Here is a 17,491-nt window from a genome sequence, read left to right on the forward strand (position 1 = left end):
AACAAACCCAAAAGGTCTGTAAGCGAATTAACGCTTGGAGAACTGAGGACGCTTACGTGCTTTACGCAGACCCACTTTCTTACGCTCAACCTTACGAGCGTCACGGGTTACGTAGCCAGCTTCACGCAGAGCTTTACGCAGAGTCTCATCATACTCCATCAGTGCACGGGTAACACCGTGACGGATAGCACCAGCCTGACCAAAATCACCACCGCCTTTAACGGTAATATTCAGATCAAACTTTTCAGTGTTCTCTGTCAGCTCAAGAGGCTGACGCACTACGATACGTGCAGTAACACGACCGAAGTATTCATCCAGAGGCAGACCGTTTACAACGATGTTGCCAGAACCCGCGCGCATAAATACACGAGCTGTAGAGGTCTTACGACGACCGGTACCGTAATACTGAGTTGCAGACATGTTTATCTTCCTATTAAAGTTTCAGTTCTTGCGGCTGTTGTGCTGCGTGTGGGTGATTTTCACCAGCGTACACTTTCAGCTTCGCCTGCATTGCACGACCCAGAGGGCCTTTTGGAAGCATGCCTTTAACGGCCAGTTGGATAACGCGCTCAGGAGCGTGATCGATCATCTGGTTGAAAGACATAGACTTGATACCGCCGATGTAACCGGTGTGACGGTAGTACATTTTGTCTTTTGCTTTATTACCAGTAACCTTCACTTTCTCAGCATTAACAACAACCAGGTAGTCACCGGTGTCAACGTGAGGTGTGTACTCAGCCTTATGTTTACCGCGCAGGCGACGAGCCAGCTCAGTAGCCAAACGACCCAGTGTAAGACCTTCTGCGTCGACAACATACCAGTCGCGCTTTACGGTCTCTGGTTTTGCACTAAAAGTTTTCATAATTAATAGCCTATATCGGTCTTACGATCAGAGATTCATTCCCGTCCCGATGGACCCGTTGCCTATTTTTATTGGTTGCAGATCCGTTGCAACGTTGATTACCTTAAAAAAGGAGCGCGAAGTATAGCGACTTCACCTGCTAAAGTTAAGACCCAGGCAGACAAAATATAGAAAATTTATACCGTGACGGCCTTCATTTACGGAAAAATGATTTTCCGTAAACGTTAGCTATGGGCGATGTTCACGGGAGAGATATTCATGGGACTGCATCTCCAGCAACCGGGAAACAGTACGATCAAACTCGAAGCTCAGATTGCCCCCCAAATAAAGATCCGGGATAGCCGCTTCAGCTGAGATAATCAATTTCACATTCCGGTCATAGAACTCATCAACCAGATTGATAAAACGGCGGGCCTGATCATCTGTATCCCGTTTCATTTGAGGTACATCACTCAGGAAAACGGTCTGAAACTCTTTTGCCAGTTCAATATAGTCATTTTGGCTCCGGGGGCCATCGCATAATTCATCAAAGCTGAACCAAACGACATCATCATGCATCCGCTCAGTGGTCATCTGTCGATGATTAACTTCAATTACCTCGGCCAAACGCCCCTCAGACAGAGCAATATTCTTAAAACTTTTCAACAGGCTTTCGTTAGCACTTGCATCCAGCGGATAATGAAAAATCTCCGCTTGCTCCAGCGCCCGCAAACGGTAATCAACACCGCTGTCTACATTCACCACCTCGGTATACTGCTTCAGCAGATCGATCGCAGGTAAAAAGCGTGCACGCTGTAATCCGTTTTCGTACAAACCATCCGGTACAATATTTGAGGTAGTGACCAGCGCAACACCATTTCTGAACAGTTCACCCAGCAGGCCGGCCAGAATCATAGCATCAGTGATATCTTTGACGAAAAACTCATCCAAGCAAAGCACCCGGATTTCAGAAGCCAGATTTGCTGCCACCAGGGTCAGTGGATTTTTCTCGCCATCATATTTGCGCAAATCATCATGTACGCGCTGCATAAAGCGATGAAAGTGCACTCGCATTTTTTCATCAAATGGCAGACTGTCAAAGAACGTATCAACAAGATATGTTTTACCTCGGCCAACCCCTCCCCAAAAATAAAGCCCCATGGCCGGCTCTCTGGTTTCAGGTTTACCAAACAGGCTCTTCAACAGCGACTTTTTAGGAGGCTGATACGCTACCAGGTCATCATATAGACGCTGCAGATGCTTAACAGCCATCTCCTGTGCCGGATCATAACTGAAGTCATCGCGTTCAAGATCTTGTTTGTAGCGTTCTAAAGGTGTCATATGCCTGCTTCCGAGAGAGTTACAGAAAGGGTCGAATATCATCACAATAACCGACAGGTAATACTGTTTACGTTTTTAGTGCTGTTTAGAATTTTCCCTTTTCGGTTCGAAAGAGGATGACAGCGATGACCCAAAAATGTGGGCGGCATTATACCGGTTTGAGTCGCAACCCCCAAACACCAACCTTCGACCTAGCCTAAAGTCACATGTTTTTTTAATTACACCTAAAAATAACGAGTGTGCTGATACGTTTTTAATGAATAAGCGGTTGCCCTCCCCAACCTGTTACCCTGTATAATAATCAGAACGTTAAGACATCTCTGATTTTTTGCTGATGTCATTCAAGTAGTTAAGGAGTCATTTATGGAAGCCAATATCGACTGGACCCTTATTATCCTCACTTTTATCGTGGGCTGTGGTGTTGGTGCGCTTATTTATCACCTACTGAATACAAATACCGGTGAAAACTCGGATCTTAAACAGCGCATGAATCAGAAAGAGATGGAGTTTGTGCGGCTGAATGAGAACGTCAGTGAGCATTTTGCCCGGACCGATGAGCTGCTGGCGGGTATGGAAAAAAATTATCAGAATTTGGTGAGCCATCTGCAAAGTGGCGCCGAGAGCTTTTGTGATGACGCATCTCTGTACAAGCGTATCAGTAAAAAAAGTCGTCAGAACGATAAACAGCAGAATGATTATATGAAAGAAGATCATCATGCCCCAATGGATTACGCGCCCAAGACATCAGGTACCTTATCTGAAGACTTTGGTCTGGAGCGCGAAGAAATACCTGAGCCCCCCTAAAGGCCTCTGAGGCAAACAGCTATGCCTCAGCTCTCAGACAACCCGGTTTTAAACCGGGTTGTTTTCATCCAGAGCAAGATGCTCAATACCAAACTGATCCTGTAACCACCGGCCGAGTGCGAGAACACCGTAACGCTCTGTTGCATGATGCCCGGCAGCAATATAAGCAATCCCCAGTTCTCTTGCAGCATGTACCGTATTTTCAGAAATTTCGCCACTAACATAAAGATCACAACCCGCTTCAGCCGCCCCTTCAATAAACCCTTGTGCAGCCCCTGAACACCAGCCGATTTTGCGAATCTCTTTTGCAGCATCTCCGATCACCAACGGTTCGCGATCCAGCTCGCGGTGAATCCGAGCAGCAATCTCACCCACGGTTTTATCTGTCTTTGCCGTACCAACCAACCCAATACTTCTCGGGTTACCAGCCTCAAGGCCATCGCTGATCTCCCAATCTAAAATACGGGCAAGCTCGACATTATTGCCCAGCTCACTATGCGCGTCCAAAGGCAGGTGGTAAGCCAGTAAGCTAATATCATTTTTAATCAGTGTAGAAAGCCTGCGGTACTTCATACCTGTAACTGTCTGGGATTCATTTTTCCAAAAGTAGCCATGATGCACCAGAAGCGCATCAGCGCCAGCGGCAACGGCCTGATCCAGAATATTCTGGCTGGCAGTGACAGCTGTAGCAACCCTGAGAATCTGACTCCGACCCTCAACCTGAAGTCCGTTTGGGCAATAATCTTTATAGGCCTGTGGTTCCAGCAAGATATCCAGATGTTTCACCAGATCGGTCAATGTCAGCATCAAAAGCTCCTAAATCGAAGAGTAAAGTTAAATCACGTCTCAGCGGGAAACACTCTAACTTCAAAAAACGAAAACACAACGGTCTATAAAGCGACGGGATTAATATGCAGCTGTCGCAACGCCCCCAGTGCTTCCGGACTTATATAGCCTGATAATGAGCATCGCGGATTGAATTTTATGACCGAAACACCATATAGTCAGAACCCTGTCTGAATCCGCAATGAGTTTTGCATGAAAAAAATATTCCACTATCTGTCATGGCCCGTTCTCGCTGGTGTTGTGATCGGTCTCACTATTAATCAGCAACATTCAAACTCTGAGCAGAGTAATACCAAACCGCAGCCCGTCTTTGTGGAGGCTGCTCAGGCAGACAGCACGCCTAAACTCAGTGGCCCCTACAGCTATTCCTCTGCGGTAAAACAAGCATCCCCTGCGGTCGTTAATATCTACACCAGTAAAATTATAGAGCAACGCGCGCACCCCTTGCTTCAGGATCCATCTTTCAGGCAGTTTTTTGGTTATAACGGCGTGCCGCGCCAGCAAAGATTACAATCCAGCCTGGGTTCTGGTGTTATCGTCAGCACTGATGGCTACGTACTGACTAACAACCATGTTATTACCGGAGCCGATGAGATTAAGGTCGCCCTTAAAGATGGCAGAGAAACAATTGCTCAGGTGGTTGGCACGGACCCGGAAACGGATTTAGCCGTTCTTCGCATTCAACTACCAGATCTGCCTGTGATCACTATCGCCCCATCTGATGGTATTGAAGTCGGTGATGTCGTTCTGGCAATCGGCAATCCCTTTGGCGTTGGGCAAACCGTTACCATGGGCATCGTCAGTGCCACGGGTCGCGATCAGTTAGGGATCAATACTTTTGAGGATTTCATTCAGACCGATGCCGCAATCAACCCGGGCAACTCAGGCGGGGCACTTATCAACCCCCGGGGGGAATTATTAGGTATTAATACGGCTATTTTCAGCAAGTCCGGCGGCTCTCAGGGAATAGGCTTTGCAATACCCTCAAATCTTAGCCGACAGATTATGATCGATATTATCCGCGAAGGTAGTGTCGTTCGCGGCTGGCTTGGTGTTGAAGTTCAGGAGCTAACACCGGCTCTGGCCAGCTCATTTGGTTACAGAGAAGAGCGTGGCATTCTGATCGCCGGGTTACTTCGAAATGGACCTGCCCACCTGGCGGGTATGCAGCCGGGGGATATCATTGTTAAAGTCGAAGGTGAGCAGATTATCAGTGGGCGCAGCACGATGAACCGAATAGCCCAGAAGCGGCCCGGAGAAAAAATAAAAATCACCGTCTATCGCTCAGGGCAGGAGATCACACTCGAGGCCGAAGTCGGACGTCGCCCTACTCCGCCCCAAAGCTAAAGACCGTTTAAAGCTGGAGCGCTCAAGTAATAAACAAAACTTGGCGCTTTTCCCATCTTAATCAGAAGTGAACTGTAGCGCTGGCATACCAACCGCTTGCTGTCAGATCAGCATCCAGACCATCAACGTCATCCAGCTCCATATTAAAACGGCGATACCCTAACTCACCACCAACCTCAACGACCCATGGCGCTGCAGCGGCGACATACAGGCGATGGTCAGAAATGGTAGCCCCGCCTACACTTAAATAGTTTATCATTCCGCCGACAGCAAGCGGAAAGGGTGCCATAGGAATATCAAACTGCCCCTTGCCGTATAAAAGGGGCACAGGTACATCAAGTGTTACCGACTCATTAGCACTTCCGGATCTCTCTTTAATACTAATCTCACCATCAAACTGGCGGACCGTGAGCCCGATGTCTGCACTCAACCAGCCAAGCCCATCCAAAATTTCATAATAACCCGTGTAATCGGTATGGCTCAGATCAAGTTTACTATCAACCTCTGCACTTGCCGTATAGGTCTGCCCCTCAAATGAAATCGACTGACTTAAGGTATTCATGCGACTTTCAGATAAGCTGGTGCGTTCCAGACGAAAGTTCGGCAGGAAAGGAACCGGATGCTCGACAGCCACATAGAAGTTATTAGCGGTTGTATCTGTGAACCCGAGATCACGCTCCATATCAACACCGGTCGCCGAAGAATCCTCAGACTGAAAGCTACCACTCAGATCAGGTTGCCACATGCCTGCACCAGCCTGCAGACCAATGAAATCTGCCTGTGCATTTATGGCAACCAATGCCAAGCTTAATGGTGCTAATTTTCTGAACATATTAAAAACCCCTTTCCATGTAGAACGACAAGCAACTGTGCCCACAATGAATTCAGCACTGCTTTGGTATGTGTTTCGTTTCAACCGGATAACCGGAAAACCTGTATTTCTCAATGACGCGCTTACAAAATTTCAATTATCAGAAACCCAGCTTTTTGTACCAAGGTACGGAAACCTCATGGCCATCCACCTTCAAAGTACCTATCGCTTTACGCTGGCCTGTCGGCAAATTAAATACCTGCCGTGCAGAATGACCATCCTGAGCCTCAAAGCTGACCTCAACGCCCGTATCCGGTAAACCACGACCACGCCATCCGGTCAGGTCAAAGTTAAACTCTTCACCGGACTCAGAGCGGATGACCCCTTCCTGAATACCTACATCAAATGAAATGATAACGCCTTGCATAAGAGAGTTCCTGAAAAGAGGCCGACCGGATATAAATTAACAAATACAATAGTCGCCATAAGAGAAAGGGAGGCTCTGGCCTTACAACTCAGACCAAAATGCCAGAGGACGTTCAATGTGTTCCTCCAGCAAACTCAGATTGATATGCCTGAGCTGGCGAGACAGCTCCTGCCCGTCTAACCGGACAACCAGAGTCGGCACAGAAAGCACCTGAAACCGACTGCAGGCTTCAGGAAAGCGTTCAAGATCGAGCCATACGAAACGGGCCCTGTACCCCAATTGTTCAGACCATCCAGGCAGCTTAAGCTTAAGAGACTCGCATACACCACAACCCGGTGTGGAAAAAAGTATAAATACCAGCCCTGATACAAGATCTATTACATCAGGATCACTCATCTCTGTGAAATGCCCCACCCAAACTAATCCCTGTGATCTGACAGTGTTATGGAGACAGAATCAGAGAAACGCAGCGCATGAGGTTTATCCACTTCAACCTGAGCAACCTGAACCTGCTCATAAGACATTGTAATATCCAGAATCTCACGGGTCAGACGCTCAAGCAGCGCAAAACGGTTACTCTCAACATGGGCAATAACAGCTTTAGTAATCGTACGATAGTTGAGCGCTTCGTCAATATGATTAAAACTTACGGCACGATCAGCAAAGTACTGAATCGTAATATTGACGATAATATCCTGTTTATTGACGATCTCATCTTCATTAATACCGATATAAGTTCGCAGCCGCAGATTCTTAATCTGAATCGTCGCCAGATTATGACCGGCGTGAGCATTGCTTACCGCATGTAATGGCATTATAGATCCTTATCCAGCTTTAAAACCCCAAACAAACAGCTAACAGCTCTTTAGTTGCTGATAAGCTGCAGGTATTCCATTCGGGTCGATTGCGACTCACGGAAGGCACCCAGCATAACAGAGGACTTCATCACAGAGTTCTGCTTCTCAACCCCACGCATCATCATACACATATGTTTAGCTTCAATAGTAACAGCAACCCCACGAGCCCCGGTCACCTGCATCACCGCATCAGCGATCTGCTTAGTCAGGTTTTCCTGTATCTGGAGGCGGCGAGCATACATATCCACAATACGGGCAAATTTTGACAAGCCCAGTACTTTACCCGTTGGCAGGTAAGCGATGTGGCACTTGCCAATAAAAGGCAGAATATGGTGCTCACACATAGAATACAGTTCAATGTCTTTAACAATGACCATTTCATCCGTTTCTGATTCAAAAACAGCGCCATTGGTCACGCTTTCTAATGTTTCGTTATACCCCTTGGTAAGGTATTGCATCGCTTTTGCTGCACGCTTAGGCGTATCCGTTAAACCTTCACGTTCCGGGTTTTCACCCAGTTCAGCCAGAATAGTTTCGTAAAGACCGGTCAGTTTTTCTGTCATGGCAATGCCTTAGTGTTAATCAAAATCAAGGTATATAAAATCTAACTGATATAAAGTCTGCCTAAGCCTGATATTCAGGCGCTTATTAAAACTGCAGAAGTCATACAAGGTAGAGATAAGCTGCATACTGAAAAAAAGCAGCAATGATAGCGCATTTTAAAGATTATCCGGGTGCGACAATTTGTCCATTTTACCTGACCGTTACAGTCAAGCATAATCTTTGCGCGCAAAATCCAGCCTTTAACAGTCAAACCTATCGCGGATATCCAAATCCGGTTCAGGCTAAGACGCAAAAGATAAATCAGCCGGATCTGTTATACTGCGCACGCGTTAAGCCAGATCATCAGGTTGTGAGTGTTTGCTTACAGCCAAAATATGCTGACTTATCACTGATAAATCAGCGCTGAACAGCCTTGAATATCTTGTGCAGCCTGACATTGTGAATCCAACCTGTGGTTATACGTTTTAATCTAACCACAGAGATCAGATAACTCTGTACCCATAGGTGTTTAAAGCCGGGTACAAAACCTGTACTGAAGAGACGGTGAGCTATGAAACGATTACTGACATCTGTTGCCCTGCTAGGAGCCTGCCTACCCACGTTTGCTGACACATCCCCCGCGGAAGGTTATCAACTGCCCACAGACACGGTTCTGAAAGTACAGGTTCTGATGGATAAGAACATCTCTCAAGGTGAAACTGTGTCGCACCTGCTGCTGAAATCTACCGGATCAGAAACCGGCGCTACGCTACCCGAGCGCTGCCTGCTTTCTGCGGATGCAGCAATTGATCAGGGTAAACTGTCCCTGCATGTCAATCGTGCTTTATGCGTGGAGCCCAACGGTCATATTTTTGATGGTGTGATGGACGCTGTGATCATCAGTGATTCCGGCAACCAGGGGGTTACAACTCCCTGCGTTGGCTCTTCCTGTAATCAGGCTGTACTACAAGCTGGTGTTGACTACCGCCTGAAGCTGAATAAGTCTGCGGATATCGCCTTGGGTGTGAACCAAACTGAGCAGATTAATATTCAGCGACGCAACCACACACCGGACGCTGCCGCAGCTCAATAGACGAGAAATAACACTCGGATTTAACGAATGAACCATTAAAAAGAGCCCTGGGATCACTTTATTCCAGGGCTCTTTTTGATTTGCTGCTTATAAGTTTTCCCTGTCGGCCTACTCGTTCTGCGCAACAGCCATAGCATCATACTTTTGCTTTGCTTTTACGACTTTCTCGATATATTTACGCGACTCCGCACTGGGGTGACTATGATTTAGTTTCACGTAAACCTGCTGCGGCGTCAGGCTATTAATGACATCGACGGCATGCTTACGATCGCTGGAAAAAGTTTTCAGCACATTACCGGCTCCACCGTTATAAGCCGAGATCACGCAGTACTCACGGGCCAGAGGATGCGTCACGTCTTTCAGGTAAATGTCATCCAGAATACTCAGATAAGCTGTACCGGTATCAATGTTGTTGGTTGGATTGAACAGATAACTCCGGTCTGGCTGGTCATTGCGCTTTTTGATGCGTTCAAATACATCCCGCCCCGCGGTGCTCGGTACAACCTGCATCAACCCATAAGCAGGAATATGACTCGTCGCATACGGGTTAAAATGACTCTCTGTCTCCATAATGCTATAGATCAGTGACTCTGAAATCCCGTACTGCTGCGCTGACTTACGAACCAGAGCTTCATACTTCTGGCCTCGTACCTGCTGGTGGTTTTCCTCCATCGGAATCTCAACGCGATAAACCGTGTGACCATCAGAGCTGACTTTTTGTAGCTTATTTTCGACCAGCCAATCAGCATATCGATTTGCCCGCCACTCCCACTTCACAATAACCCCATCATGATCACGTACCTGCCCCTCTAAGACAGAAGGACCCACGTAACTAATGCCCTGATCAGAGAAAAGGTTCGGATCCCGTGCGTTATCCGGTGTCAGCAATGTTGTCACGATCGCATTCTGCAGCCGCTCTTTATGATTTTGTTCTTCAACAGTTTCCACCACAATATTACCGTTAACAAAATCCACCTCGCCACGGCTTGTGTAGCCAGTACCATACTTCACATACGTATCTGAGTCTGATTCATGAACATTGCCGGCTCCCCAATAGCGGCTGGCCTCCTGCTTCAGATTCTGAACTTTTTGCTCATACTGCCGATACTCTTTTTCCAGCTCCGCCCGATATTGCTCATATTCTTTAGCTAAAGCCGGAAAACGGGATATCCAGGTTGCAGCTTCAGAGCTCTGTACCGGTTCCACCGTTGGAGTGCTTCCCACCGCTGGAATAGACTCCACCACTGAGATATTCTCCACTTTTGGGACACTCTCTTTTGTGATACCTGAACTGATAACAGGAGATGGCGTCGGTATTGCCGGAGCAACCGTTGCAACCGTTGCAACCGGCACAGATGGAACCGCAGGTGGCGACACAACAGCAGGTTGAGACTTTGGCTGAACAACTGAGGCTGAACTTGTATTAAAGAGCGGGCTAAAGCCTCCCGGAGGTGGTTGAGGTACCAGGCTTTTCGGGGGAGTGATCTGGGATGTATCCTGCTGAGCCACCTGATGTCCCGAAGTATTAACACAGGCAGACAGCAATACGACAGAAGACAACAGAGCTGCCGGATGCCAATGATCGGCAATCAACGCCTTAGCCGTCAAAAAAACCGAATGTAAATTCCGCTTACTGACCAATGACATACCCATCCCTGTTTTGTACCTCTGATACAGCTGAATAAAAATATTGGCGGCAAAGTTTAAAGAGATTCATACATTTGTCTATACAGTGATTCGATACCATTACCGGCTGCATATAAATAACGACCAGCTACATATAAGAAGCTAATGTAATCGATGGCTGCCTGAGCAGTATTTTTTGCTGTTCAAGGGCATTTAAATGCTCCAGCCACCAGCTCTCTCCACCAAAGTGACTGAAAGCAGTCATAAAAGCTGGGTCCTTACGGCGCTGCGCCAACCAACCACTGTAATAGATCATACGAAGAGTACGCAAAGGCTCTATCAAAGCCAGCTCACGACGTGGAAATTCCCGATACTCCTCATACCCTTCAACGACCTCCGAGAGCCACTGCTGCTGTTGAGCCCGATCACCGGAAAGCAACATCCAGATATCCTGCATTGCCGGAGCCATACGGCAATCATCAAAATCCAGCAGCATCAATTCACCATCCCGCCAAAGCATATTACCGCTATGGCAATCCCCCTGAACCCTTATTAAAGGAGCGCTAACCTGTTTGAGACGATGGTCACACTCAGTCAGCAGCTCGTCAGTCAAAGCCTGATAGCGGGACTGATAGGATTCCAGTAATCCGCTTTTCAGCACTTCCTGTTGTCCATGACGGGCATAGTCTGCCACATTCAGTTCCGGGCGATGCATAAAGGGTTTCACCTCACCGATACTGTGCATGCGGCCCAAAAAGCGCCCTAGCTCATACAGGTGTTCTTCATTATCCAGTTCCGGGGCATGGCCACCTTTGCGGGAGAAAAGAGCAAAGCGATACCCTTCAAAATAATGCAGGCTCTGATCTTTGCCAGCCCCCTCTGCCGGGCACAATAGAGGGGGAATCGCATTGACACCCAACGCAGCCAACTCCAGAGCAAACTGATGTTCTTCTAAAATCTGAGCATCACTCCAGCGGCCCGGACGATAAAACTTAGCAATCAACGGCTGCGCCTGCTCAATACCAACCTGAAAGACCCGGTTTTCATAGCTGTTCAGTGCCATAACCCGACCATCACAGCAGAAGCCTAGAGACTCAACAGCATCCATTACCCGATCAGGGTTCAACTGGTAGTATGGCGTCACATCCGCCGAATTGTCTTTATCTGTCATCACTGAAGCTTTTACTCCTGATAGATCTATCGCCGTTGATTAGGTGTTCGGGCAATAGCCCAGACTTGCACCGAAGCAGCACCATTATCCCTTAACAGCGATGCAATAACATCTGCTGTGGAGCCTGTGGTGACAACATCATCAACCACTGCTATCTCTCGGCCCTGTACCTCTGTCCCATCCCGTAAAGCAAAACTCTGGTCGAGGTTTTTCAACCGCTGCGCCCGGTTCAAATCATGCTGAGAATGCGTCATCACCGGCTTACGTAAGACCGACATATTTACCGGTATTGCCAGCTGCCGCCCAACAGCATCAGCCAGGCAGGCTGCAGGGTTAAAACCTCGCTGTAATCTTGTACGCCAATGGGTAGGGACAGGCAGAAGAATATCCGGCCGTTTAATCATTTCCGCATCAAGCTGCCCCATCAGATAATCTGACAACAGATCACTCAATAAACGATTCAGAAGCATATGATCCTGGCTCTTAAAACGCTGGATCAGCTCACTCACGGGGTAACAGTAAAGGTAAGGCGCTAAAATCTGATGAAACGCCGGAGGCTTTTTCTGACAACGCCCGCAAAGTAAAGTGCCTGATACAGGCTCAGTCTGAGTCATGGGCTCGGCACAACGGTGGCATGCCTTAGGGTTACATTCAAAATCTCCAAGGCAGTCATTACATAGCAGTCTGCTAACCATCTCATCCCCATCAAGCCTCCCACGACACAACAGGCAGGTGCGGGGAAAAAGCGCATCCTGTATCTGCCGCCAAAATCCTTTATCCATCTGAAGCTCCTTTTCTTTATATCAATTATCTCCCGCTTACCAGCACACCCATCATAGCCGGAAAAAATCGTTATCCATCACCTGTAAACAACCCATACTGTAAACCATTAACAAAATACAAGGTTGACAGGATTTCACTGCTCGCTATGATCTTGGCAACGCTTCTACAGCAACAGGTTTTTTGAATTTAGCACAGGAATTTCCATGACAGTATCTATGGCGCCCTCCCCAACATCCCCCCGTTACAACTGGTCTCTCGAAGAAGTTGAGGCGTTGTTCGCCTTACCACTGAATGATCTTTTGTTTAAGGCTCACAGCATCCATCGGGAAAACTTCGATCCCAACGCAGTTCAGGTCAGCACCCTGCTATCAATCAAAACCGGAGCCTGCCCGGAAGATTGTAAGTACTGCCCGCAGTCCGGGCACTACAACACAGGCCTTGCCAAAGAACAGCTGATGGAGGTTCAAAAAGTATTGCAGCAGGCCAAAGCTGCCAAAGATACCGGTGCCAGCCGTTTTTGTATGGGAGCCGCATGGAAATCCCCCAGCAAAAAAGATTTCCCGGCCGTTCTGGAAATGGTGAAAGGGGTTAAATCCCTGGGGCTGGAAACCTGTATGACTCTGGGTATGTTGGATAAGGATCAGGCCAAGGAGCTCTCCTCTGCAGGGCTTGATTACTATAATCACAACCTGGACACCTCTCCGGAGTATTACGACCAAATCATCACTACCCGCAGTTATCAGGATCGCCTGGATACACTGTCCCATGTGCGTGATGCAGGTATGAAAATTTGTTCCGGTGGTATTCTGGGCATGGGAGAGCAGGAAACAGATCGCGCCAAAATGCTGATCCAGCTGTCCAGACTGGCCCCCCATCCGGAAAGTGTTCCGATCAATATGCTGGTCAAAGTAGAGGGTACCCCGATGGATCAGGTTGAAGACCTCGATCCGATCGATTTTGTCCGCACGATAGCCGTTGCCCGTATCATGATGCCGGAATCCCATGTACGTCTGTCTGCCGGTCGCGAAGAGATGAGCGATGAGATGCAGGCGATGACCTTCTTTGCCGGTGCAAACTCCATCTTCTACGGCGAGCGCCTACTGACCACGGCCAATCCTCAGGCAGATAAAGATCGTCAACTGTTCTCCCGTCTAGGCATTCACCCGGAACGTCGTGAAGCGCCGGTGGATGAAGCCACCCATGAAGCTGCTCTGAAAGAGGCGATCACCGAACAGAAAAACGGTGAGATGTTCTACGATGCGTCACAAACGAATCTCTCGGAAGCAGGCCGTGAGCGCAAGCCCTGCGGTCTGGTGGTTTAAGGCCTCTGTCTGTGTCTGAAATCACAGCCGACCTGCTCACGGAAGCCCTGAGCCCTGAGCTGGAGGCCCGTCGTGCGGCGCACCTCTATCGCTCCCGCCGTACCCTTAACGGGCCACAGCAGCCGCAGACTCAGGTGGATGGCCGCGACCTGCTCACCTTCTGTAGCAACGACTATCTAGGGCTGGCCAACGACCCCCGTGTTATTGAGCGCTTTCAGCAGGCCGCCAGCCGTTACGGTGCTGGCAGTGGTGCGTCACATCTGGTGAGCGGTCACAGTGCCGAACACCACGGGCTGGAAGAGGAACTGGCCGCGTTTACCGGACGGGATCGGGCGCTACTGTTTTCCACCGGTTTTATGGCCAATCTGGGGACGATCCAGGCTCTGGTCGGTAAAGGTGATGTGGTATTTCAGGATCGTCTGAACCACGCCTCCCTGCTGGATGGCGGCCTGCACTCCGGTGCCCGCTTTAAGCGCTATCAGCATAACGATGCCGGACATCTGAATCGTTTGCTGGAGAAAACCAGCCCAGCCGCTTCGGTTAATCATCATAACCGCCGCAAGCTGGTGGTCACCGATGGCGTATTCAGCATGGATGGCGACTGTGCCCCCATGCAGCCATTAATTGAAACCTGCCAACAACACAACGCCTGGCTAATGGTGGATGACGCCCATGGTTTTGGCTGTCTAGGTGATAATGGACAGGGTCTTGGTGCCGGTTTCAGCCAGAATGAGATTCCCATCCTGATGGGAACCCTAGGCAAGGCGATCGGCACCAGTGGTGCCTTTATTGCCGGCTCTGATGCCCTGATCGAAACCCTGATTCAGTTTGCCCGCCCCTATATTTATACCACCGCGATTCCACCGGCGATCGCCGCAGCAACACGCACAAGCCTTAACATCGTGCAGCAGGAACCGGAGCGCCGTCAGCACCTAAACACCCTTATTGCACAATTCCGCACCGGTGCTCAGCAGCTGGGCCTGACACTTATGGATTCGCCAACCGCGATTCAGCCGATTCTGATCGGCGATGACGCAGAAACCCTGAGCTGGAGTCATAAGCTGGAAAACGCCGGACTTCTGGTGACGGCGATCCGGCCACCGACCGTACCTAAAGGCAGCGCCCGTCTTCGGGTGACCCTGAGCGCCAGCCATAGGGCAGAGCAGATCGACCGCCTGTTAGCGGTACTTGCGGATATCGCACAGCAACGGGGTGTGCCTGAGGTCGTTTTGCCATGAGCCGCCTGATAACAAACAAACCGCTTATTCTGCTGCACGGCTGGGGCGCGACACCGGCTATCTGGCAGCCACTGACCGATGCGCTGAACACACTGAATCCCGGGCGGAAGGTTCTGACACCGGCTCTGCCCGGTTATCAATCGGACCAAACAATCTCAGATTGGGCCGGTGATCAGGCACAGCTGCCACAGGTGATCGATCAGCTGCAACTGCCCACCGATGCCCATTGGCTTGGCTGGTCACTGGGCGGTAATCTGCTGCTGGAGATCGCACATTTTCTGGCGGAACAGCATCAGCCACTGCCCCATAGCCTGACACTGTTATGCAGCAACCCCTCGTTTCAACAGCGTGGCGATCACACCGCAGCCATGCCGGAAGAAACCCTGAGCCAGTTCCGATCCGGTTTTGATCTGCAGCCAGAAAAAACCCTGAAGCGTTTTCAGCGGTTACAACAGCAGGGCGAAAGCGATCTGCGGGCAGTCAAAAAACTGTTGGCTGAGCTATCCCCTAAAAAACGATCCCTTAAAGAGCAGTCCCCTAAAAGGCTGCCTGCATCTGCAGAAACACTGGCTAACGGTCTGACCGCGCTATCCGTCCTGGATCAGAGAGCTTATACCAACCTTGCCGAAAGCGGCTGCCCAACCCTTTGGCTGCTGGCTGAAAACGACCCTCTGGTTCCTGCTGCCACGGCTGAGCAGCTGAATCATAAGCTACTGACCGATTGCGGCCATCTGCCGATGCTGAGCCAACCGGAACCTCTGGCACGGCTGATTCACGATACTCTGACCCGGCTTGAATCGACCCACAGGGCATCTCAGCCATGAAGACAATGGCAGCACTGGCGGCTACACCCGCAGCTCCCCCGACGCCCAGAGACAAAAGCAAAATAGCCGATGCTTTCAGCAAAGCTGCCGCTGACTACGATCAGCTGGCCCAGGCGCAAAAGCGTATCGCACAAAAGGTGTTGGATCTCTGCCCGACATCCACCTCAGCCGAAAGCCGCATCGGCCATGCACTGGATATCGGCTGCGGCACCGGCTACTGGACACGCAGGCTGCGGGATCATAGCCAGGCTCAGCAAATCACTGGGTTGGATCTGGCGGAGGGCATGCTTCGCTTTGCTGACGAGCAGCCCGACAACCAGCGTATCCAATGGCTCTGCGCCGATGCTGAGCAGCTGCCGTTACCGGCTGAAAATCTTGATCTGGTGTTTTCCAGTCTGGCGATCCAATGGTGTAACGATTATCACGCCCTCTTTGGCAGTATCGCCAGAACACTGAAACCGGGCGGCGAAGCCCATATCGCCACCCTGCTTCCCGGAACCCTCTGCGAACTGGAACAAAGCTGGGCGAAGGTGGATAACAAAACCCATATCAACCGCTTTACTGACGCACAGATACTGATACACGCGATCCGAAAGGCGGGACTAACCCTAAGCGCAACGGACGCATATTGCGAGACGATGTTTTATCCTGACCTGCGCGCGGTCTTTGATTCCATCAAGGGCGTTGGTGCTCACCATACCGAAGGTGAGGCCGGTCTGACCGGACGACGCAGTCTGCTGAAGCTGAAACAGGCCTACGAAACAAGACGCACCTCCGAGGGCTTACCGGTCAGTTACCAGGTTTTGATTTTATCCCTCAGAAAACCCTGAAACGGCACATCATCTGATCGATTTTCTGAACCGAATTTTGTAGCATCCGGATCAAACTTATCTAACCTCCATCTCAGGCGAAGAGTCTATGAAGACCTATTTTATTACCGGAACCGACACCGATGCAGGCAAAACATTTGCCAGCTGCGCACTTCTCCATGCAGCAGGTAAGCTGGGCTTTAAAACACTGGCACATAAACCTGTTGCAGCCGGTTGTGAGCAAACGCCTGACGGCCTGCGTAACAGCGATGCTATAAATCTGATGAGCGCGATGAATCAGGATGAAGGGTATGACATGGTTAACCCCATCGCGCTCGAACCTGGCATAGCACCTCATCTGGCAGCCCATGATGCTGGCGTACAACTCAGTGTATCCCGCAGTGCGGGTTTTGCCCGGGGGATCATGATGGCCCGGGCTGACCTGCTGCTCATCGAGGGTGCCGGGGGGTGGCGCGTACCGTTAAACAACCGCGAGACCCTGGCGGACCTGGCAAAGAACCTCAACAAACCGGTTATCCTGGTGGTTGGCATGAAGCTGGGTTGTATCAACCACGCCCTTTTAACCGCCGAAGCGATTAAAGCAGATGGCTTGGAGATTGCTGGCTGGATCGCGAACGGGATCGACCCAGAGATGAATCACTACCGGGAAAACCTAACCACACTGGCACAGATGATTCAGGCACCACTTCTGGCTGAGATACCGCCTATACGGAGTGGCAGCTGGAAAGACGCTGCAGAACATATACCTGATGCCGCTGTAAAATTTATCCTAGGCAAAAACTAATAT

General features: G+C 49.7%; 20 protein-coding genes. 8 read left to right on the plus strand and 12 right to left on the minus strand.

Annotated elements, in window-relative coordinates; genetic code table 11:
* Positions 1 to 27 precede the first annotated feature (27 nt).
* The 3 genes from rpsI to zapE form a co-directional block, all read right to left on the minus strand.
* Entirely contained in the window at positions 28 to 420 is a 393-nt protein-coding gene (gene rpsI, locus BTA35_RS02725; RefSeq protein WP_077242878.1) for a 30S ribosomal protein S9, read from the minus strand.
* Positions 421 to 433: 13 nt separating this feature from the next.
* Positions 434 to 862: a 50S ribosomal protein L13 gene (gene rplM, locus BTA35_RS02730; protein WP_077242879.1), complete on the minus strand. Its 429-nt coding sequence runs from the start codon at positions 860 to 862 to the stop codon at positions 434 to 436.
* Between the two features lie 228 nt (positions 863 to 1,090).
* On the minus strand, positions 1,091 to 2,182 hold the full coding sequence (gene zapE, locus BTA35_RS02735; RefSeq protein WP_077242880.1) for a cell division protein ZapE: 1,092 nt from the start codon (positions 2,180 to 2,182) through the stop codon (positions 1,091 to 1,093).
* Positions 2,183 to 2,545: 363 nt separating this feature from the next.
* Here zapE and BTA35_RS02740 point away from each other — a divergent pair, with 363 nt between their 5' ends.
* Positions 2,546 to 2,986 (plus strand): Z-ring associated ZapG family protein, encoded by a 441-nt coding sequence (locus BTA35_RS02740; protein ID WP_077242881.1) that lies wholly within the window; start codon positions 2,546 to 2,548, stop codon positions 2,984 to 2,986.
* 48 nt (positions 2,987 to 3,034) lie between these two features.
* Here the strand turns inward: BTA35_RS02740 and BTA35_RS02745 are convergent, their stop codons facing one another.
* A complete protein-coding gene (locus tag BTA35_RS02745; RefSeq protein WP_103989647.1) occupies positions 3,035 to 3,793 on the minus strand; it encodes a Nif3-like dinuclear metal center hexameric protein in 759 nt (252 codons plus the stop codon).
* A 231-nt stretch (positions 3,794 to 4,024) separates the two neighbouring features.
* Between BTA35_RS02745 and BTA35_RS02750 the strand changes: the two genes are divergently transcribed.
* Positions 4,025 to 5,179, plus strand: coding sequence for a Do family serine endopeptidase (locus tag BTA35_RS02750; RefSeq protein WP_077242883.1), 1,155 nt, complete (start codon positions 4,025 to 4,027; stop codon positions 5,177 to 5,179).
* Between the two features lie 61 nt (positions 5,180 to 5,240).
* Here BTA35_RS02750 and BTA35_RS02755 read toward each other — a convergent pair whose 3' ends face one another.
* From BTA35_RS02755 to folE, 5 genes are all read right to left on the minus strand, one after another.
* On the minus strand, positions 5,241 to 6,011 hold the full coding sequence (locus tag BTA35_RS02755; RefSeq protein ID WP_077242884.1) for a TIGR04219 family outer membrane beta-barrel protein: 771 nt from the start codon (positions 6,009 to 6,011) through the stop codon (positions 5,241 to 5,243).
* A gap of 139 nt (positions 6,012 to 6,150) precedes the next feature.
* Positions 6,151 to 6,417, minus strand: a complete 267-nt coding sequence (locus BTA35_RS02760) for a hypothetical protein (protein WP_077242885.1) — start codon at positions 6,415 to 6,417, stop codon at positions 6,151 to 6,153.
* 81 nt (positions 6,418 to 6,498) lie between these two features.
* Positions 6,499 to 6,813 (minus strand): thioredoxin family protein, encoded by a 315-nt coding sequence (locus tag BTA35_RS02765; RefSeq protein ID WP_077242886.1) that lies wholly within the window; start codon positions 6,811 to 6,813, stop codon positions 6,499 to 6,501.
* 23 nt (positions 6,814 to 6,836) lie between these two features.
* Positions 6,837 to 7,232 carry a dihydroneopterin triphosphate 2'-epimerase gene (folX, locus tag BTA35_RS02770; RefSeq protein ID WP_077242887.1) on the minus strand — a complete coding sequence of 132 codons (396 nt, stop codon included), beginning with the start codon at positions 7,230 to 7,232 and terminating at the stop codon, positions 6,837 to 6,839.
* Between the two features lie 50 nt (positions 7,233 to 7,282).
* The gene (gene folE / locus BTA35_RS02775) at positions 7,283 to 7,837 is read right to left on the minus strand and encodes a GTP cyclohydrolase I FolE (RefSeq protein WP_077242888.1); all 555 of its coding nucleotides are present in this window, start codon (positions 7,835 to 7,837) and stop codon (positions 7,283 to 7,285) included.
* Between the two features lie 551 nt (positions 7,838 to 8,388).
* On the opposite strand from folE, the gene BTA35_RS02780 reads away from it, so the two are divergent.
* Positions 8,389 to 8,910, plus strand: coding sequence for a hypothetical protein (locus tag BTA35_RS02780; protein WP_077242889.1), 522 nt, complete (start codon positions 8,389 to 8,391; stop codon positions 8,908 to 8,910).
* Positions 8,911 to 9,018: 108 nt separating this feature from the next.
* Here BTA35_RS02780 and BTA35_RS02785 read toward each other — a convergent pair whose 3' ends face one another.
* The 3 genes from BTA35_RS02785 to BTA35_RS02795 all read right to left on the minus strand — a co-directional run bounded on the left by BTA35_RS02785 (position 9,019) and on the right by BTA35_RS02795 (position 12,489).
* Positions 9,019 to 10,557, minus strand: coding sequence for a murein transglycosylase domain-containing protein (locus BTA35_RS02785; RefSeq protein ID WP_160054925.1), 1,539 nt, complete (start codon positions 10,555 to 10,557; stop codon positions 9,019 to 9,021).
* A gap of 127 nt (positions 10,558 to 10,684) precedes the next feature.
* The gene (locus tag BTA35_RS02790; RefSeq protein WP_077242891.1) at positions 10,685 to 11,707 is read right to left on the minus strand and encodes a serine/threonine protein kinase; all 1,023 of its coding nucleotides are present in this window, start codon (positions 11,705 to 11,707) and stop codon (positions 10,685 to 10,687) included.
* Between the two features lie 26 nt (positions 11,708 to 11,733).
* Positions 11,734 to 12,489 carry a ComF family protein gene (locus BTA35_RS02795; protein ID WP_077242892.1) on the minus strand — a complete coding sequence of 252 codons (756 nt, stop codon included), beginning with the start codon at positions 12,487 to 12,489 and terminating at the stop codon, positions 11,734 to 11,736.
* A 204-nt stretch (positions 12,490 to 12,693) separates the two neighbouring features.
* Here BTA35_RS02795 and bioB point away from each other — a divergent pair, with 204 nt between their 5' ends.
* The 5 genes from bioB (at position 12,694) to bioD (ending at position 17,488) form a co-directional block, all read left to right on the plus strand.
* Positions 12,694 to 13,812 carry a biotin synthase BioB gene (gene bioB, locus BTA35_RS02800; protein ID WP_346828510.1) on the plus strand — a complete coding sequence of 373 codons (1,119 nt, stop codon included), beginning with the start codon at positions 12,694 to 12,696 and terminating at the stop codon, positions 13,810 to 13,812.
* A gap of 11 nt (positions 13,813 to 13,823) precedes the next feature.
* Entirely contained in the window at positions 13,824 to 15,050 is a 1,227-nt protein-coding gene (gene bioF / locus BTA35_RS02805) for an 8-amino-7-oxononanoate synthase (protein ID WP_238377470.1), read from the plus strand.
* Positions 15,047 to 15,874: an alpha/beta fold hydrolase gene (locus BTA35_RS02810; RefSeq protein ID WP_077242893.1), complete on the plus strand. Its 828-nt coding sequence runs from the start codon at positions 15,047 to 15,049 to the stop codon at positions 15,872 to 15,874. The genes bioF and BTA35_RS02810 overlap by 4 nt, the downstream gene beginning before the upstream one ends.
* Entirely contained in the window at positions 15,871 to 16,704 is an 834-nt protein-coding gene (bioC, locus tag BTA35_RS02815; protein ID WP_077242894.1) for a malonyl-ACP O-methyltransferase BioC, read from the plus strand. Before BTA35_RS02810 ends, bioC begins: the two co-directional genes overlap by 4 nt.
* 88 nt (positions 16,705 to 16,792) lie before the next feature.
* A complete protein-coding gene (gene bioD, locus BTA35_RS02820) occupies positions 16,793 to 17,488 on the plus strand; it encodes a dethiobiotin synthase (protein WP_077242895.1) in 696 nt (231 codons plus the stop codon).
* Positions 17,489 to 17,491 lie beyond the last annotated feature (3 nt).

The sequence above is a fragment of the Oceanospirillum linum genome, assembly GCF_001995095.2.
GTDB lineage: Bacteria > Pseudomonadota > Gammaproteobacteria > Pseudomonadales > Halomonadaceae > Oceanospirillum > Oceanospirillum linum.